This window comes from Aeromonas sp. QDB68 (genome assembly GCF_027707405.1).
Lineage (GTDB): Bacteria > Pseudomonadota > Gammaproteobacteria > Enterobacterales > Aeromonadaceae > Aeromonas > Aeromonas caviae.
Genome location: NZ_JAPCIQ010000044.1, coordinates 1 through 16906 on the forward strand (window position 1 = coordinate 1; position 16906 = coordinate 16906).

General features: G+C 62.2%; 14 protein-coding genes. 8 read left to right on the top strand and 6 right to left on the bottom strand.

What is annotated here, in order from left to right; translation table 11 throughout:
- Positions 1 to 573, top strand: a 573-nt coding sequence (locus tag PG892_RS13455) for a hypothetical protein (RefSeq protein WP_257710199.1), incomplete at its 5' end; no start/stop codon positions are given.
- 6 nt (positions 574 to 579) lie between these two features.
- Here the strand turns inward: PG892_RS13455 and PG892_RS13460 are convergent.
- Together PG892_RS13460 and gyrA are read right to left on the bottom strand one after the other, a co-directional pair.
- Positions 580 to 753, bottom strand: a complete 174-nt coding sequence (locus PG892_RS13460) for a hypothetical protein (protein ID WP_010674811.1) — start codon at positions 751 to 753, stop codon at positions 580 to 582.
- A 304-nt stretch (positions 754 to 1057) separates the two neighbouring features.
- Complete coding sequence (gene gyrA / locus PG892_RS13465; protein WP_102948509.1) at positions 1058 to 3805, bottom strand: DNA topoisomerase (ATP-hydrolyzing) subunit A; 2748 nt, start codon at positions 3803 to 3805, stop codon at positions 1058 to 1060.
- A gap of 199 nt (positions 3806 to 4004) precedes the next feature.
- On the opposite strand from gyrA, the gene ubiG reads away from it, so the two are divergent.
- The 5 genes from ubiG to yfaE all read left to right on the top strand — a co-directional run bounded on the left by ubiG (position 4005) and on the right by yfaE (position 9845).
- Positions 4005 to 4721 carry a bifunctional 2-polyprenyl-6-hydroxyphenol methylase/3-demethylubiquinol 3-O-methyltransferase UbiG gene (ubiG, locus tag PG892_RS13470; protein ID WP_010674813.1) on the top strand — a complete coding sequence of 239 codons (717 nt, stop codon included), beginning with the start codon at positions 4005 to 4007 and terminating at the stop codon, positions 4719 to 4721.
- Positions 4721 to 5407, top strand: coding sequence for an HAD family hydrolase (locus PG892_RS13475; RefSeq protein ID WP_029314563.1), 687 nt, complete (start codon positions 4721 to 4723; stop codon positions 5405 to 5407). Before ubiG ends, PG892_RS13475 begins: the two co-directional genes overlap by 1 nt.
- Before the next feature lie 588 nt (positions 5408 to 5995).
- Positions 5996 to 8263, top strand: coding sequence for a class 1a ribonucleoside-diphosphate reductase subunit alpha (gene nrdA, locus PG892_RS13480; RefSeq protein WP_010674815.1), 2268 nt, complete (start codon positions 5996 to 5998; stop codon positions 8261 to 8263).
- A 79-nt stretch (positions 8264 to 8342) separates the two neighbouring features.
- Positions 8343 to 9476, top strand: a complete 1134-nt coding sequence (gene nrdB, locus PG892_RS13485; RefSeq protein ID WP_010674816.1) for a class Ia ribonucleoside-diphosphate reductase subunit beta — start codon at positions 8343 to 8345, stop codon at positions 9474 to 9476.
- A gap of 48 nt (positions 9477 to 9524) precedes the next feature.
- Positions 9525 to 9845 (top strand): class I ribonucleotide reductase maintenance protein YfaE, encoded by a 321-nt coding sequence (gene yfaE, locus PG892_RS13490; protein WP_010674817.1) that lies wholly within the window; start codon positions 9525 to 9527, stop codon positions 9843 to 9845.
- Between the two features lie 133 nt (positions 9846 to 9978).
- Here yfaE and mltA read toward each other — a convergent pair whose 3' ends face one another.
- A complete protein-coding gene (gene mltA / locus PG892_RS13495; protein WP_029314565.1) occupies positions 9979 to 11130 on the bottom strand; it encodes a murein transglycosylase A in 1152 nt (383 codons plus the stop codon).
- Between the two features lie 150 nt (positions 11131 to 11280).
- On the opposite strand from mltA, the gene PG892_RS13500 reads away from it, so the two are divergent.
- Positions 11281 to 11532: a DUF1289 domain-containing protein gene (locus PG892_RS13500; protein ID WP_010674819.1), complete on the top strand. Its 252-nt coding sequence runs from the start codon at positions 11281 to 11283 to the stop codon at positions 11530 to 11532.
- A gap of 82 nt (positions 11533 to 11614) precedes the next feature.
- On the opposite strand, the gene fruA is transcribed toward PG892_RS13500, so the two are convergent.
- Genes fruA through fruB form a run of 3 tightly spaced genes read right to left on the bottom strand, consistent with a single transcriptional unit; the run spans position 11615 to position 15425 of the window.
- Positions 11615 to 13339 carry a PTS fructose transporter subunit IIBC gene (gene fruA / locus PG892_RS13505; RefSeq protein ID WP_049636759.1) on the bottom strand — a complete coding sequence of 575 codons (1725 nt, stop codon included), beginning with the start codon at positions 13337 to 13339 and terminating at the stop codon, positions 11615 to 11617.
- A complete protein-coding gene (pfkB, locus tag PG892_RS13510) occupies positions 13336 to 14325 on the bottom strand; it encodes a 1-phosphofructokinase (RefSeq protein ID WP_049636760.1) in 990 nt (329 codons plus the stop codon). The genes fruA and pfkB overlap by 4 nt, the downstream gene beginning before the upstream one ends.
- Positions 14325 to 15425, bottom strand: a complete 1101-nt coding sequence (gene fruB, locus PG892_RS13515) for a fused PTS fructose transporter subunit IIA/HPr protein (protein WP_049636761.1) — start codon at positions 15423 to 15425, stop codon at positions 14325 to 14327. Before fruB ends, pfkB begins: the two co-directional genes overlap by 1 nt.
- A 307-nt stretch (positions 15426 to 15732) precedes the next feature.
- On the opposite strand from fruB, the gene cra reads away from it, so the two are divergent.
- Positions 15733 to 16719, top strand: a complete 987-nt coding sequence (cra, locus tag PG892_RS13520; RefSeq protein ID WP_181023056.1) for a catabolite repressor/activator — start codon at positions 15733 to 15735, stop codon at positions 16717 to 16719.
- The last annotated feature ends 187 nt before the right edge of the window (positions 16720 to 16906 follow it).

Genomic DNA, 16906 nt, shown 5'->3' on the forward strand with positions numbered 1-16906 from the left:
ACCAGCGGGGCTGACGCCCCGGCGAAATTCCCCTCCCACCTACGTCGGAGGGAGTCCCCTTTCGCATTTAAGATGGTGTCGGTCACCACCCTCAATGAGACGCTGAGGCGACAGCTGGAGCCCAGGGCCAGCACGGGGGTTGGGCGGATCAAGGTGATCGAACGACTGGCCAAGGCCGGTGTGCCGGTCGGCGTGCTCGCCGCCCCAATGATCCCCAGGCTCAACGAGCCTGAACTGGAACAGATCATCAAGGCCGCCGTCGACGCCGGGGCGGGCTGTGCGGATTACATCTTGCTGCGATTGCCCCACGAGCTCACCACCCTCTTTTGCGACTGGCTCGATACGCATTATCCCGGCCAGAAAGAGGCGATCCTCAACCAGCTGCGGGCGAGCCGGGGTGGCGCACTCAACAGCGCCACCTTTGGCAGCCGCATGCGAGGTGAAGGACAGTTTGCCGACCTGCTCGCCCAGCGCTTTCGCCTGATCAGCAGGCGGCTGCAACTGGGCAAGCGCCATATTGCACTCAATACAGCCGCCTTCATCCGCCCGGGCGAGCAGTTGCGTCTGTTCTGAGCGCCATCAGCCCCGTGGTCTCGGCGGGTAGCTCCCCGCTGGGTGGCGCTGTGCAATCAGCTCCGCAGGCAGGCGGGATGGCTCGTGCGCCACCTCCTCCTCATCCACTCTAAGGCGCGCCTTCTCCTGCCCTCCCCACATCCGGCTCCACCAGATCTCCCACATTACCCAGCTCGTCATAACAGTGCTCCTGGCAAGCGATGCCTGCCTCTGTGGTGGCCTCATTCAACGCAGGCAGCATGGCTGGCCGTCATGACAGGGCCATGACAGTCGAGTGAAGGAATCGTGTTGATGCGATGGGACCAACCCTGCATATCAGGAAGATGACGCCGTGGCAGGCAGGGCTGCATGCACGGCAGACAGAGCCTGGCAGCAGAAAAGAGGGCGCCAGGGCAAGCACAGGGACGGGGAGAGCCTGCGGTGAGGCGGACAAAAAAAGAGCGACCATCAAGGTCGCTCTTTTGCACCGGACAAAGGGGGACGATTACTCGTCGCCCGCCTCCCCGGTATCGACGGCGCCAGCGTCCGCTGCGGTGTCGGTGCCTTCAGACACCTCCCCTTCAACAGCCAGGGCCTCGGTTTCCTCTTCGTCGCTCTCGGCAACGCGCTGCAGGCCGACTACGGTCTCGTCTTCACCGGTACGGATCAGACGCACACCGCCGGTGTTGCGGCCGATGACGCTCACCTCGGACACCCGGGTACGAACCAGGGTACCGCCGTTGGTGATCAGCATGATCTGGTCGGTATCTTCGACCTGGATCGCATCGATTACCTTGCCGTTGCGCTCATCCACCTTGATGGAGATGACGCCCTGGGTACCACGGCTCTTGGTCGGGTACTCGTCCAGCGCGGTGCGCTTGCCGTAACCGTTCTCGGTAGCGGTGAGGATGGCACCATCACCACGGGGCACGATGAGGGAGACCACCTTGTCACCGGCGCCCAGCTTGATGCCGCGCACGCCAGCAGCGGTACGACCCATGGGACGTACGCCCTTGAAGGTGCCCTTGCTTTCGGTGCCTTCGCCGTTGTCACTGCCGTCATCGTCGTTGCCGGCGTCGTCATCGGTGTCGACCTCGTCAGTGGCATCGGCATCGGCGCGACCGCTGCCTTCCGCGAAGCGAACCACCTTGCCCGCATCGGAGAAGAGCATGATCTCGTTGCTGCCATCGGTGATGTCCACCCCGATCAGCTCATCACCCTCTTTGAGGTTGATGGCACGGATACCGGAGGAGAGCGGACGGCTGAAGTCGGACAGGCTGGTCTTCTTCACGGTGCCGTTGGCGGTGGCGAAGAAGACATACTTGTCGGCGTCATATTCTTTCACCGGCAGAATGGCGGTGATGCGCTCACCCTCATCCAGCGGTAGCAGGTTGATGATCGGACGACCGCGGGCGCCACGGGACGCCTCCGGCAATTGATACACCTTGAGCCAGTAGACCTTGCCACGGGTGGAGAAGCACAGAATGGTGTCGTGGGTGTTGGCCACCAGCAGACGCTCCACAAAGTCCTCTTCCTTGATCCGGGTGGCCGACTTGCCACGACCACCGCGGCGTTGGGCCTCGTAGTCCGAGAGCGGCTGATACTTCACATAGCCCTGGTGAGACAAGGTAACGACCACGTCTTCCGGGGTGATCAGATCTTCGATGTTGATCTCGGCACTGGACATGCTGATCTCGGTGCGACGCTCGTCGCCGTACTGCTCGCGCACGGCCAGCAGCTCGTCACGGATCACTTCCATCAGGCGTTCCGGGCTTGCCAGGATGTGCAGCAGCTCGGCGATGAGATCCAGCAGAGATTGGTACTCTTCCAGGATCTTCTCGTGCTCGAGGCCGGTCAGCTTGTGCAGACGTAGGTCAAGGATGGCCTGGGCCTGGATCTCGGTCAGGAAGTACTGCCCTTCACGGATGCCGAACTCGGGCTCCAGCCACTCGGGGCGAGCCGCGTCGTCGCCCGCTTTTTCCAGCATGGCGGCCACGTTGCCGAGCTCCCAGCCCTTGGCTACCAGGGCGGCTTTCGCATCCGCCGGGGTCGCACTGTGGCGAATGAGCTCGATGATGGGGTCGATGTTGGCCAATGCCACCGCCAACCCTTCCAGGATGTGCGCCCGATCCCGCGCCTTGCGCAGCTCGAACACGGTCCGGCGAGTCACCACTTCACGGCGGTGCAGCAGGAAGGCATCCAGGATCTCTTTGAGGTTCATCACCTTGGGCTGGTTGTTGTCCAGCGCCACCATGTTGATGCCGAACGTGGTCTGCATCTGGGTGTGCTTGTAGAGATTGTTCAGCACAATCTCGCCGGACTCGCCGCGCTTGATCTCGATGACGATGCGCATGCCGTCCTTGTCGGACTCATCGCGCAGGGCGCTGATGCCCTCGATTTTCTTCTCTTTGACCAGCTCGGCGATCTTCTCGATCAGGCGAGCCTTGTTCACCTGATAGGGGATCTCGTGGACGATGATGGTCTCGCGACTGGTCTTCTCGTCCACTTCCACCTCGGCCTTGGCCCGCACATAGACGGAGCCGCGACCGGTACGGTAAGCCTGCACGATGCCGGAACGGCCGTTGATGATGCCGCCGGTGGGGAAATCCGGGCCGGTGACATGGATCATCAGCTCGTCAATGGTGAGGTCGCCGTTTTCGATCAGCGCCAGGCAACCGTTGACAATCTCGGTGAGGTTGTGAGGCGGGATGTTGGTCGCCATGCCCACCGCGATACCGGAGGAGCCGTTGACCAGCAAGGTGGGGACCTTGGTGGGCATGACAGCCGGGATCATCTCGGTACCGTCGTAGTTCGGCACCCAGTCCACGGTCTCTTTGTCCAGATCGGCCAGCAGCTCGTGGGAGATGCGCGCCATCCGCACTTCGGTGTAACGCATGGCCGCGGCGTTGTCGCCGTCCACCGAACCGAAGTTGCCCTGACCGTCGACCAGCATGTAGCGCATGGAGAAATCCTGCGCCATCCGGACGATGGTGTCATACACGGCGATGTCGCCATGCGGGTGATATTTACCGATTACGTCACCGACCACACGGGCCGATTTCTTGTAGGGCTTGTTCCAGTCGTTCCCCAGCTCGTTCATTGCATACAGAACGCGGCGGTGAACCGGTTTCAAGCCATCACGCACATCCGGCAGAGCTCGTCCTACGATCACGCTCATGGCGTAATCCAGATAGGAACTCTTGAGCTCTTCTTCGATGTTGACCGGCGTGATCTCTCTGGCCAGATCGCTCATAGAAAGCCTTAATCCCTAATTAGTTGTTCTTTGGCTTAAACAGCGCGACATGGTAACACACTGAGCCAAATACATTAAGCCACAAATCCGATGAGCACATCGGGCTGGTGCGACGAGGTCGGTCCGTTATAATGCGCGCCAGGACAATAGATTGCGCGCGCCCAGCCCGCTGCGTGCCTTGCCACAGGATCATCAAAACATGAATAGTGATGCCAATGTCGATCTGACAGAAATCGCCAAATTTGAAGCCATCGCCTCCCGCTGGTGGGACATGGAGGGCGAATTCAAGCCGCTGCATCAAATCAACCCGGTGCGCCTTGACTGGATCACCGACAAGAGCGGCGGCCTGTTTGGCAAGCGCGTGCTCGACATCGGCTGCGGTGGCGGCATCCTCTCCGAGAGCATGGCCCGCCGGGGGGCCCGGGTCACCGGCATCGATATGGGCAAGGAGCCCCTCGGCGTCGCCCGCCTCCACGCGCTGGAACAAGGTGTGGAGCTCGAGTACCGCCAGATCACCGCCGAAGCCCACGCCGATGAAGTGCCGGGCCAGTATGACGTAGTCACCTGCATGGAGATGCTGGAGCACGTGCCGGACCCGGCCTCGGTGCTGCGCGCCATCGCCACCCTGGTACGGCCGGGGGGCAAGGTGTTCGTCTCCACCATCAACCGCAACCCGAAAGCCTATCTGATGATGATCCTCGGGGCCGAGTACCTGATGAAGATGGTCCCCAAGGGCACTCACGATCACAAGAAGTTCATCACCCCCGCCGAACTCTGTCGCATGGGGGAAGCGGCGGGCCTCCTGGTGCGGGACATGAGCGGCGTTCACTACGCCCCGCTCTCCAACAGCTTCAAGCTCGGCAAGAATGTCGACGTCAACTACATGGTGGCGTTCGAGCGCCCGGAGCAAGGCTGATGAGCACACCTCACCCGATGCCCCTTGGCTGCGTGCTGTTTGATCTGGACGGCACCCTGCTCGACACCGCCCCAGACCTTGGCGCCGCCGTCAACCACGTGCTGATAAGCGAAGGCTTTGCCCCGCTCTCTGACGACATCATCCGCCAGACCACCTCCCACGGGGCCCTCGGGCTGCTCAGGGCCGGTCTTGGTGACGAGCTGCTCGAGGAGCTGGGGGCCACCCGCCTTCGCACCGCCCTGCTCGACTACTACGCCGCCAACCTCTGCGTCGGCACCCGCCCCTATGAAGGCATGGTGGATCTCATCGAGTGGCTCGACGAGAAAAAGCTGCCCTGGGGCATTGTCACCAACAAGCCGGGTTTTCTCACCGAACCGCTCCTGGCAGCCCTGCCTGAACTCGCCAGTTGCGGCGTGACGGTGAGCGCCGACACCCTGCCGGTACGCAAGCCCGACCCAGCCCCCATGTTCTTTGCCTGCGAGCGGCTCGGCATCGCGGCGAGCCAGTGTCTCTATGTAGGGGATCACGTGCGCGACATCGAGGCTGGCCGCAATGCCGGCATGCGTACCGCGGTGGCTGGCTGGGGTTATCTCAATGATGACGAGGATCCCGCCCTCTGGGGCGCCGATCTTCACTTTGATACCGTGCAGGCCCTGCACCACTGGCTGCGTTACGAGCTGAGCTGACACGTTCATTGCCCATGACCGACAAGGCATCCGGATAGAGGTGGATCTGCGGGGCAACTTTGATGATGTCCCGATGGCCATGCGGGCATCGGCCCCGGCGCGCAGCTCTCCCCGCAGCACACCAGAGGGATCCCGGACGATCCCTCTTTTTACAGGCTTGGCAACCCCCCGAACGGCGTAACAGGACACCTTTTGACCCTGACTGCACAAGGGATGAGCAGACCGGATTTGCTAGTAAAAACACCCTGCTTTCGCAAGCAAAAAAAGTTATTTTAATTTTCCATCTTCGATCGCCGGACTTGCATTTGACGGATCGGACGGATGAAAACCCGTTCGCTGTGAGCGTCCACTAACTCCCGTCCCGACACCCACAATTTATCCACAGCTAATGCGTTATCCACAGATTGCATTACCGCATCGACCTCACTATCTTGTAGTTCGCATTAAAAATAACACTACATCTTGTGATTCATCGCACAATGCCTGCCCAGTTTCCCTCGACAGACGGAGCCGGGTTGCGCCATTGTGCGATGGCTTTTCGGGAATCAACCGATACCGGCAGGTATCAATGAAAGGGGTCATCAGCCAATGAACTTGTTTGTGACGAAGCGTAACGGACACAAAGAACCCATCGATCTGGATAAAATTCACCGTGTGCTCGACTGGGCTGCCGAGAAGCTCGACAACGTGTCGGTCTCCCAGGTGGAGCTCAAGTCCCACATCCAGTTCTATGACGGTATCCGTACCGCCGACATCCACGAGACCATCATCAAGGCTGCAGCTGACCTCATCTCCGAGCAAAGCCCGGACTACCAGTACATGGCTGCCCGTCTGGCCATCTTCCACCTGCGCAAGAAGGCCTACGGCCAGTTCGAGCCGCCCCACCTGTATCAGCACGTCGCCAGACTGGTGGACATGGGCAAGTACGACAAGCACCTGCTGGAAGACTACACCCAGGCGGAATTTGAGGAGCTGAACGGCTACCTCGATCACTGGCGCGACATGGACTTCTCCTACGCGGCGGTCAAGCAGCTCGAAGGCAAGTACCTGGTACAGAACCGCGTCACCGGCGAGATCTACGAGAGCCCGCAGTTCCTCTACATCCTGGTAGCGGCCTGCCTCTTCTCCAAGTATCCGAAAGATACCCGTCTGGACTACATCAAGCGCTTCTATGATGCGGTCTCGACCTTCAAGATCTCGCTGCCGACCCCGATCATGAGCGGCGTGCGCACCCCGACCCGCCAGTTCAGCTCCTGCGTGCTGATCGAGTGCGACGACAGCCTGGATTCCATCAATGCCACCGCCAGCGCCATCGTGCGCTACGTGTCCCAGCGCGCCGGCATCGGCATCAACGCCGGCCGCATCCGTGGTCTGGGCAGCCCCATCCGTGGCGGCGAAGCCTTCCACACCGGCTGCATCCCCTTCTACAAATACTTCCAGACTGCGGTGAAGTGCTGCTCCCAGGGCGGCGTGCGCGGCGGTGCGGCCACCCTGTTCTACCCGCTGTGGCACACCGAGGTGGAGAGCCTGCTGGTACTGAAGAACAACCGCGGCGTGGAAGAGAACCGGGTCCGTCACATGGACTACGGCGTGCAGATCAACAAGCTGATGTACCAGCGCCTCATCAAGGGCGGCGACATCACCCTGTTCTCCCCGTCCGATGCACCGGGCCTGTACGATGCCTTCTTCGCGGATCAAGACAAGTTCGAAGCGCTCTACGTCAAGTACGAGCAGGATCCGGCCATTCGCAAGAAGACCCTGAAGGCAGTGGATCTCTTCTCCCTGATGATGCAGGAGCGTGCAGGTACCGGCCGCATCTACATCCAGAACGTGGATCACTGCAACACCCACAGCCCGTTCGATCCGAGCGTGGCGCCGGTGCGCCAGTCCAACCTCTGCCTCGAGATTGCGCTGCCCACCAAGCCGCTCAACAACGTGGATGACGAGGACGGCGAGATTGCCCTGTGCACCCTCTCCGCCTTCAACCTGGGCGCCATCGAGAAGCTGGAAGATCTGGAAGAGATGGCCGAGCTGGCCGTGCGCGCTCTGGACGCCCTCCTCGACTATCAGGACTACCCGCTCAAGGCCGCCAAGAAGGGCAGCATGAACCGCCGCACCCTGGGGATCGGCGTCATCAACTACGCCTACTATCTGGCGAAAAACGGTGCCCGCTACTCCGACGGTTCCGGTCTGGCCCTGACCCACCGCACCTTCGAGGCGATCCAGTACTACCTGCTGAAGGCCTCCGTGCAACTGGCCCGCGAGTTCGGCCCCTGCCCGGCCTTCAACGAGACCACCTATGCCCAGGGTATCCTGCCCATCGATACCTATAAAAAGGATCTGGACACCCTGTGCAATGAACCCCTGCACCTGGACTGGGAAACCTTGCGCGAAGAGATCAAGACCGTGGGTCTGCGCAACTCCACCCTGACCGCCCTGATGCCGAGCGAGACCTCCAGCCAGATCTCCAACGCCACCAACGGCATCGAGCCGCCCCGCGGCCTGGTGTCGGTGAAAGCCTCCAAGGACGGCATCCTCAAGCAGGTGGTGCCGGAGTACCACCGCCTGAAGGATCAGTACGAACTGCTGTGGAAACAGCCGAGCGTCGACGGTTACCTGCAGCTGGTCGGCATCATGCAGAAGTTCGTGGATCAGGCGATCTCCGCCAACACCAACTACGACCCGGCCCGCTTCGAAGGCAACAAGGTGCCGATGAAGCAGTTGCTCAAAGACTTGCTGACCGCCTACAAATACGGTCTCAAGACCCTCTACTATCACAACACCCGTGATGGTGCCGACGACACCCAGACCGATCTGCAAGATGACGGCTGCGCTGGCGGGGCTTGCAAGATCTAACCGCGAAACGCACTGATAAACCGGGCGGGAGCATCAAGCTCCCGCCCTCCTGTTTTCCCTATTTCACGGCATTCGAACCATGGCTTACTCTACTTTTTGCCAGACCCAAAACGATCAGCTCAAGGAGCCGATGTTCTTCGGCCAGTCGGTCAACGTGGCCCGTTATGATCAGCAAAAGCACGACATCTTCGAGCGGCTGATCGAGAAGCAGCTCTCCTTCTTCTGGCGCCCGGAAGAGGTGGATGTCTCCCACGACCGCATCGACTTCCAGGCTCTGCCGCCCCACGAGCAGCACATCTTCATCTCCAACCTGAAGTACCAGACCCTGCTGGATTCCATTCAGGGCCGCAGCCCCAACGTTGCCCTGCTGCCCCTGGTCTCCATCCCGGAGCTGGAGACCTGGATCGAGACCTGGGCCTTCTCCGAGACCATCCACTCTCGCTCCTACACCCACATCATCCGCAACATCGTCAACAACCCGGGCCAGGTGTTCGACGACATCGTGACCAACGAGCAGATCTTGAAGCGCGCCGGCTCCATCAGCCACTTCTATGACGATCTCATCGAGGCCACCTCCGTCTATCACCTGCACGGTGAGGGGACTCACCGGATCGGGGATCGCGAAGTCACCATCAGCCTGCGGGAGCTCAAGAAGAAGCTCTACCTGTGCCTGATGAGCGTCAACGCCCTCGAAGCCATCCGCTTCTACGTGAGCTTCGCCTGCTCCTTTGCCTTCGCCGAGCGCGAGCTGATGGAGGGCAACGCCAAGATCATCAAGATGATCGCCCGTGACGAAGCGCTGCACCTGACCGGCACCCAGCACATGCTGAACCTGATGCGCAGCGGCAACGACGACCCCGACATGGCGGAGATCGCCGTCGAGTGCGAGCAGGCCTGCTTCGAGCTGTTCAAGGAAGCGGCCCTGCAGGAGAAGGAGTGGGCCGAGTACCTGTTCCAGGACGGCTCCATGATCGGCCTGAACAAGGACATCCTCTGCCAGTACGTGGAATACATCACCAACCTGCGCATGGCGGCCGTCGGCCTGCAACCGGCCTTTGCCGGCACCAAGCAGAACCCCATCCCCTGGATCAACACCTGGCTCTCCTCCGACAACGTGCAGGTGGCGCCCCAGGAAGTGGAAGTAAGCTCCTATCTGGTGGGTCAGATCGACAGTGAAGTGCACGCCGACGATCTCGGTGACTTCGAGCTGTGATGCAAGGCGACCTCTGCTGGCAGCCCATGATGCGGGAGAGCGACGTCCGTGAGTGACGCCACCGCCACCCTGAACGCGCCCCAGCATACCGCCACCACGGCGCCGGAAGGGCAAGCCCCCCAGGTACAGACCCTGGACGGTGTACTGCACCCCCATCCCGGCGAAAGCGTGCTGGAGACCCTGGAGCGCCACGGCCATCACGTGGAGTTCCAGTGCCGCAGCGGCTATTGCGGCGCCTGCCGCACCCCGCTGCTGGCGGGCAAGGTGCACTACGCCGCCGTCCCGCTCGCCTTTGTCTCCCAGGGGGAGTGCCTCCCCTGCTGCTGTCAGCCGGTGGGCGCCATCAAGCTCGATATCCGAAAGGGCTGACGGCCCTTATCGCCAGATCTGCCCCGCAAACAAAAAGCCGCCGGATTGCTCCGGCGGCTTTTTTCATGGGAATGTCCCGTCTCTTGAGGGAAATGAGGGGCCATGGCCCCTCTTACATTACAACCCGGGGGGGTTACAACCAGGGGGCGGCAGTCGGCCCGTGGTGCAGACCCAGCTTCCAGACCCGGCCAAAATGCTTGTAGTGACCGGCCGCGACACCGGCTTTCTCCCCCATACCGTGGTAGAGATCGAGGTGCCCCTTCTTCACCGCGCCCCCCACATCCAGCGCAATCAGCAGGCGCAGCTGGTGCTTGCCGGTCCAGTTGCCCTCTTTGTCCAGCAGCGGCACTTCCGCGAGGATGGGGGTGCCCATGGGCAGCAGAGTCTTGTCGGCAGCCACCGCCGCCATGGGCAAGAGCGGAATGCCGGCAGCCCCCACCACGTCATTGGTGGGACGGCGCTCGAAGAAGACATAGGAGGGGTTCTGCTCCACCAGCTCCTTCACGCTCTCTTCCGGCTGACGGTTGGCCCACTCCTTGATGGCCTTCATGGACATCTGCTCCTTGGGCACTTCGCCACGGTCGATGAGCACCCGGCCAATGCTGACATAGCCGTGGCCGTTCTTGCCGCTGTAGCCGAGGTACTGCAGCCGGTCGTCATCGCCGTAGTGAACGAAGCCGGAACCCTGCACGTCCATCAGGAAGTTGTCGATGAGGGACTTGCTGTAGCCCAGCTCCAACCCCCGGTTGGCCAACGCCCCCCGGTGGATCTCGGCCCGGCTCGGGCAGCGACCGCCGCAGTTGGGCATGGCATAGATGGGATACTTGTACTGGGCGTCCGGGCGATGGCGCACCTCCAGCACCGGCGAGTAGTAGCCGGTGAAGAGCACGTTGCCCATGCGGTCGGCACCGCCAAGCTGCGCCAGGCTGATGCCGTACTGGGTGATATGGGCGGGATTGCCCCCATTGGCGACCCAGCGTGAGAGCTGACGGTAGAGCTCCCCATAGCGGCTCGCCATGCGGCCGGAGCGTTCCATCACCATCCGGCTCTGGGGACCGAACTTGCTGTAATCGGCGCGGGCGCGGCTGTTGACCCGCTCTACCCGCACCAGATCCCCCGGCAGGGCACCATCCAGATACTGCTTGCCCAGATTCACAGGGATCTCGCAGTTCAGAAAACATCCGGATTCCGCCTTCTTCTGGGGCACCTTGACCGGTTCAGGGTTGCCCGCACAACCGGCCAGCCCCACCACGGCGGCGGCCAACCAGTACGCATGTCTATTCATATGTCCTCATATAACACCGAGTGTCTTGCACGGCGGGGAAGATGCCAAAATTGCCCGGGGAAAGCAAACGCCTTCACGCCCCTGACGACGGATTTCTCCTGCCGTGATCTTCTGGGTTATAACAAGGTGACAAGGTGTGAGAGGTCATGGATGGAACAGCTCGAAATCTTCCCGCTCCAGAGCCCCTGTGTCGGGGTCTGCGAACTGAACAACAAGGGGTATTGCAAGGGATGCCTGCGAAGCCGCGAGGAGCGTTTCAACTGGCTTGCCATGACCCCTGCCCAGCAGCAGGAGGTGATGCGCCTGTGCCGCAACCGCAAGGCCAGGGTCGAGGCCGCTCGCCGCAAGGCGCAGGCCGAAGAGGCGGCCGATCCGCCGCCCCCGCCAGGCTGGGATTTTTAAATCCCACGTTGCCCCTCCCCCCAACAAGAAAGGCGGCCCCAGGGCCGCCTTGTCATGAAGAGTGTGTCACGCCGTGACGCCCTCAGGCGGTCGCCAGCTTGGCCTGCTCCTCGCCACGCTTGAGCATGGCGTAAGCCACCCCGGTCACCAGAGAACCGGCCGCGATCGCCAGGATGTACATCATCACATGGCTGATGGCGTTCGGGATGAAGAGCACGAACAGACCACCGTGGGGTGCCACCAGCTCGCAGCCGAACAGCATGGAGAGCGCACCGGTCAGGGCACCGCCCGCCATGCAGGCCGGGATGACGCGCATGGGGTCCTTGGCGGCAAACGGGATGGCCCCCTCGGAGATGAAGCACAGACCCAGCACGAAGGAGGCCTTGCCCGCCTCCTGCTCCGCCTTGATGAACTTTCTGCTGGCCAGGAAGGTCGCGATCCCCATCCCCAGTGCAGGCACCATGCCGGCGGCCATGACCGCTGCCATGGGGGCATAGGTCTTGGAGGCGAGCAGGCCGACACCGAAGGCATAAGCCGCCTTGTTGACCGGGCCACCCATGTCGAAGCACATCATGGCGCCGATGATGACACCCAGCAGCACGGCGTTGGCAGAGCCCATGTTGTTGAGGAACTCGGTCATGGCATTCATGATGCCCGCCACCGGGCCACCCACCACGTAGATCATCACCAGACCGGTGAACAGGCTGGCAAAGAGCGGAATGATGAGGATGGGCTTGAGGGCTTCCAGGGTGACCGGCAGGCGCACCTTGTCGCTCAGGAACTTGGCGCTGTAACCGGCGAGGAAGCCGCCGACGATGCCGCCAAGGAAACCGGCGCCGAGCGAGCTTGCCAGCATACCGGCGATCATGCCGGGCGCCAGACCCGGACGGTCGGCGATGGAGTAGGCGATGTAGCCTGCCAGCACCGGGATCATCAGGGCGAAGGCGGAGCCGCCACCGATCTTCATCAGGGCCGCGGCCAGCGTCCCCTCTTCCTTGAACGCTTCAATGCCGAAGATGAAGGAGAGCGCGATGATAAGGCCCCCCGCTACCACCATGGGCAGCATGAAGGAGACACCGGTCAGCAGGTGCTTGTAGGGGCCCGCCTTTTCCTCTTTCTTGACCGCAGCCGCGCCGCTGTGGCGATAGACCTTCGCCTCGGTCCAGGCCTTGTCGAGCTCGGCCCGGGTTTTCTTCAGGGCAGCCCCCGTGCTGGTGCGATAGACCGGCTTGCCGTCAAAGCGCGCCATGTCCACCTCGATGTCAGTGGCGAGGAACACCAGATCGGCGGCGGCAATCTCGTCCGCCGTCAAGGCATTCTGGGCACCGACCGATCCCTGGGTCTCGACGCGGATCTGGTGACCCAGCTGCTTGGCCATGGTCTCCAGGGCCTCGGCCGACATGAAGGTGTGGGCCACCCCGGTCGGGCAGGCCGTCACCGCCACGATGCGCTTGGCACCGCTGGTCGGTTTGGCAACGGCAGGTGCCGCCTCATGGCGATAGACGCTGGCACCGCTTCGCGCGGCTTCCAGCAGGGCAGCGGGATCCTGGAGCGCCAGATCCATGTCGCCCCGATAGAGCGACTTGCCGTCATAGGCGGCCAGATCCACCGGTGCGCTGGCAACGACCAGCACCAGGTCGGCGGCGGCAATCTGCTCTTTCGAGGGAACCTGACGGGGCTGCACGCTGGACTCGACGTCGAGGGTGAGCTCCCAGCCAGCCAGTTTGGCCTGCTGTTCTATCCGTTTTGCAGCCAGAAAGCTGGTGGCAATGCCCGCCGGGCAAGCCGTAACCAGAATTGCTTTCATTGGGCATCTCCTGAGTTAGCCATCAAATGGGGTTGGGGTTGAGTCGGTGCCAGATCATCCAGACGCTGTACGCGCACCTGCTCGAGTAACGGTTTGAGCACATTGATATCGTTGAAGCCGACCGCGACCTGGCTCACCGCCAGTGCCGAGACGGCGGTGGCCAGACGCAGGGTCTGCTCCGGCGTCCAGTCTAGGCTCATGCCATGGACCAGGCCCGCCACCAGGGAGTCGCCGGCACCCACGGTGCTGACCACCTCCATGCGCGGCGGAATCGCCTGCCAGGTGGCATCCGGTGCAAACCAGATGAGGCCGTCGGCACCATTGGAGATCACCACGTTGGGGATCCCGCTTGCCTGCAGCGCGCGGGCGCACTCGGCCTGCTCGCTCAGGGTCTTCACGGGACGACCGGCCCACTGGCTCAGCTCTTCCAGGTTGGGTTTGACCAGGGTCGGCGCCGCCTTGATCCCTTCGCTCAACGCCGCGCCGCTGCAATCGAAGATCACCTGCTTGCCCTTGGCCTTGAGCAGGCGGATCAGATGGCCACAGTAATCGGGGGACACCCCTTTGGGCAGGCTGCCCGCCAGCACGAACCAGTCGGTGTGGGGAGCCAGTCGCTCCAGCGCCGCTTCCAGGGCGCTGACATCGCCTTCCTGCACGGCGAGTCCCGGCAGATTGAGATCGGTCACCCGGCCGGATTGTTCGGAGATCTTGACGTTGATCCGGGTGTCGCCCGCCACGCGCACGAAGTGATCGGCAAGGGCACGTTCCTCGAACAGGGAGACGAAGCTCTGCTGGTTGCCCTCACCGAGCCAGCCGGTCAGGCCTACGTCACGGCCGAGATCTTTCAAGACCATGGCGACGTTGATCCCCTTGCCCGCGGCGCGCAAGTTGGCCTCGCTCACCAGATTGACCTCGCCAGGGTGCATGGCCTCCAGACGGGTGGTGAGATCGAGCGCGGGATTGAGGGTGATGGTGACGATGTCCATCAGTGCGCCCCCTCGCCCAAGCCGGCGGCAATGGCTTCGCCAATGCCCTTGAGGGCTGCTTCGGCATCCGCTCCTTCGGCGCGAAACGCCAGACGATGACCGCACTTGACCCCAAGCCCGATCACCTTCATCAGGCTCTTGGCAGAGACGGCTTCACCGCTGCCATCGAGGTTGGCGACGCGGATGTCGGATTCATACTCCTTGGCCACCTTGACCAGCATGGCGCCCGGACGGGCGTGCAGACCGTGGGGGTTGATGATGGTGAAGGTCTCGGACAGCCCGCTCGCCGGACCCGCCTGCAACATGGCAAGACCGTCGCTGCCAGAAAGGGTGGCCAGCTGGCCGGCTGCGGCCAGCTTGGCCAGATTCTCGAGTTGCGGCAAATGGCCGCTATCTGCGGCACACAGCAGCAGCAGGGCGCTGACCGGCAATTCACCGACGTTCAGCGGGGTGCTCGGGGTGGCCAGCACCCAACCGGTCTGGGCCGCTTGCGCACGGGCCAGCCAGATGCCCTCCCCCAGGTGAACAGGCTGGCTGGCCAGGAGGGCGCTCACCATGGCGGCGTCTCCCCAGCCTGCGGATTTGGCGCGGGCCGCAGCCCCCAGCAGCAACTGCTCCTGGTCGTCGGCCGGGAAGTCCGCCAGGGTCAGGTATTGCACCTCTTTGGCGGCAGTCGCGCCAGTCAGGATATTGATGATGGTCTCTTCGTCGGTCGCCCCCTTGAGCTGGGCTGCGGCCTGCTCGTCACCCAGCACGTGGGTGAGCTGGCGCAAAATGCCCAGATGCTCGTCGGACTTGGCGGCGATGCCGATGGCGACGTAGGCAATCTGCCCCTCGTCCCACTCGATGCCGTGGGGGAACTGGGCTACCATGACGCCGGTGCTCTTCACCAGATGACGGGTGTCCGTGGTGCCGTGGGGAATGGCAATACCGCTGCCAAGATAGGTGGCGTGCTGCGCTTCCCGCGCCAGCATGCCGTCCACGTAACCTGCTTCAACCAGACCGGCGTCGGTCAGTTTGCTTGCCAGCAGTGCGATGGCGTCCGCCTTGGTCGTCACCGATTGTCCCAGCAGGATTTGCTGTCGCGCCAACTTCAACATAGAGATTCTCCATCAGGTCCGGCTTCGCCTCGCGGCGTACCGGCTCAACTCAACTCGATTTTCGGGTAACTTGCCTGCTGACAATAGACGGTGATCTCTCGCTTTGGTGAGCCGGAACCCATTTCCAAGTGCAGATAATCATCCGTTACTGACAAGCTGAATCGTTTCATTTACACTCAGACTGAATCGTTTCAGCGCATTGTTCAAGATCCCGCAGAAAGTACGTTTCAATGATATGATCCCGCGCACACTTTTCGGCGCCCCAACCAGGAACCGGCGCGGGCCTTGCAACTCAAACAGAGCCAACATGATGAAACTGGATGAAATCGCCGCGCTGGCCGGTGTCTCTCGCACCACCGCCAGCTATGTGATCAATGGCAAGGCCGATCAATACCGCATCAGCCAGGCAACCCGCGACAAGGTGATGGCCGTGGTCCATGCCCACAACTATCAGCCGGACAGCCGCGCCGCTTCCCTGCGCGGCGGCCAGACCCGCACCCTCGGCTTCATCCTGCCCGACCTCGAAAACGCCAGTTACGCCAAGCTCGCCAAGCGCCTGGAGCAAGGGGCCCGCACCCAGGGATATCAGTTGCTCATCGTCTGCTCGGAGGACGATCCGGACACCGAAAAGGAGCTGGCCCGGATGCTGGTGAGCCGCCATGTGGACGCGCTCCTGGTGGCAAGCTGCCTCCTCCCGGCGGATCCCTTCTACCTGGAGCAGCAGTCCAGGGGCGTGCAGATCCTCGCCATCGACCGTGCCATGGCCACCGAGCACTTCGTCACCGTGGCGAGTGAAAACCAGAAGGCGAGCCTGGACCTCACCACCTCCCTGCTCACCCCGGCCATCGGTCATATCGCCTTGATCACTGCACTGCCGGAACTGACGATCAGTCAGGAGCGAAAAGCGGGCTTCGAACAGGCCATTGCCAGTCACAGTGCGACCCGCCACCTGTGTGAAGGGGCCCACTTCTCGCGCACCGAAGGGTATCGCCTGATCAAGACGCTCCATCAGCAGCTCGGGCAACTGCCCGAGGCGCTGATCACCACCTCCTACATCCTGATGGAGGGGGTGCTCGACTACCTGCTGGAGCAGGAGGCTGACATGAGCCAGCTCGCCATGGCTACCTTCGGGGATGACCGCCTGCTCGATTTCCTCCCCTTTGGCATCAACTCCCTGCCCCAGCAGCACGACGCCCTGGCAAGCCAGGCCCTGACGCTGGCCCTCAAGGCGGTCAATGGCGACTACCAGAGCGGCCTGCACTATGTGAGCCGTACCCTCAAACGCCGCCGCTGACACGGAACGGACGTGCCGAAGGCGACCACGGTCGCCTTTGCGTGTTTTTACGCCATCCACTCCAGACAACTGTCATCATTTATTTCCACATAAGCGCCTTTCACAGTAGAACCTTCGCTCACTCCCGCTTGTTTTCGATATTTTAATCGGCTAACGTGGCAACCCTGTTTTACAACCTGCAGCTGTT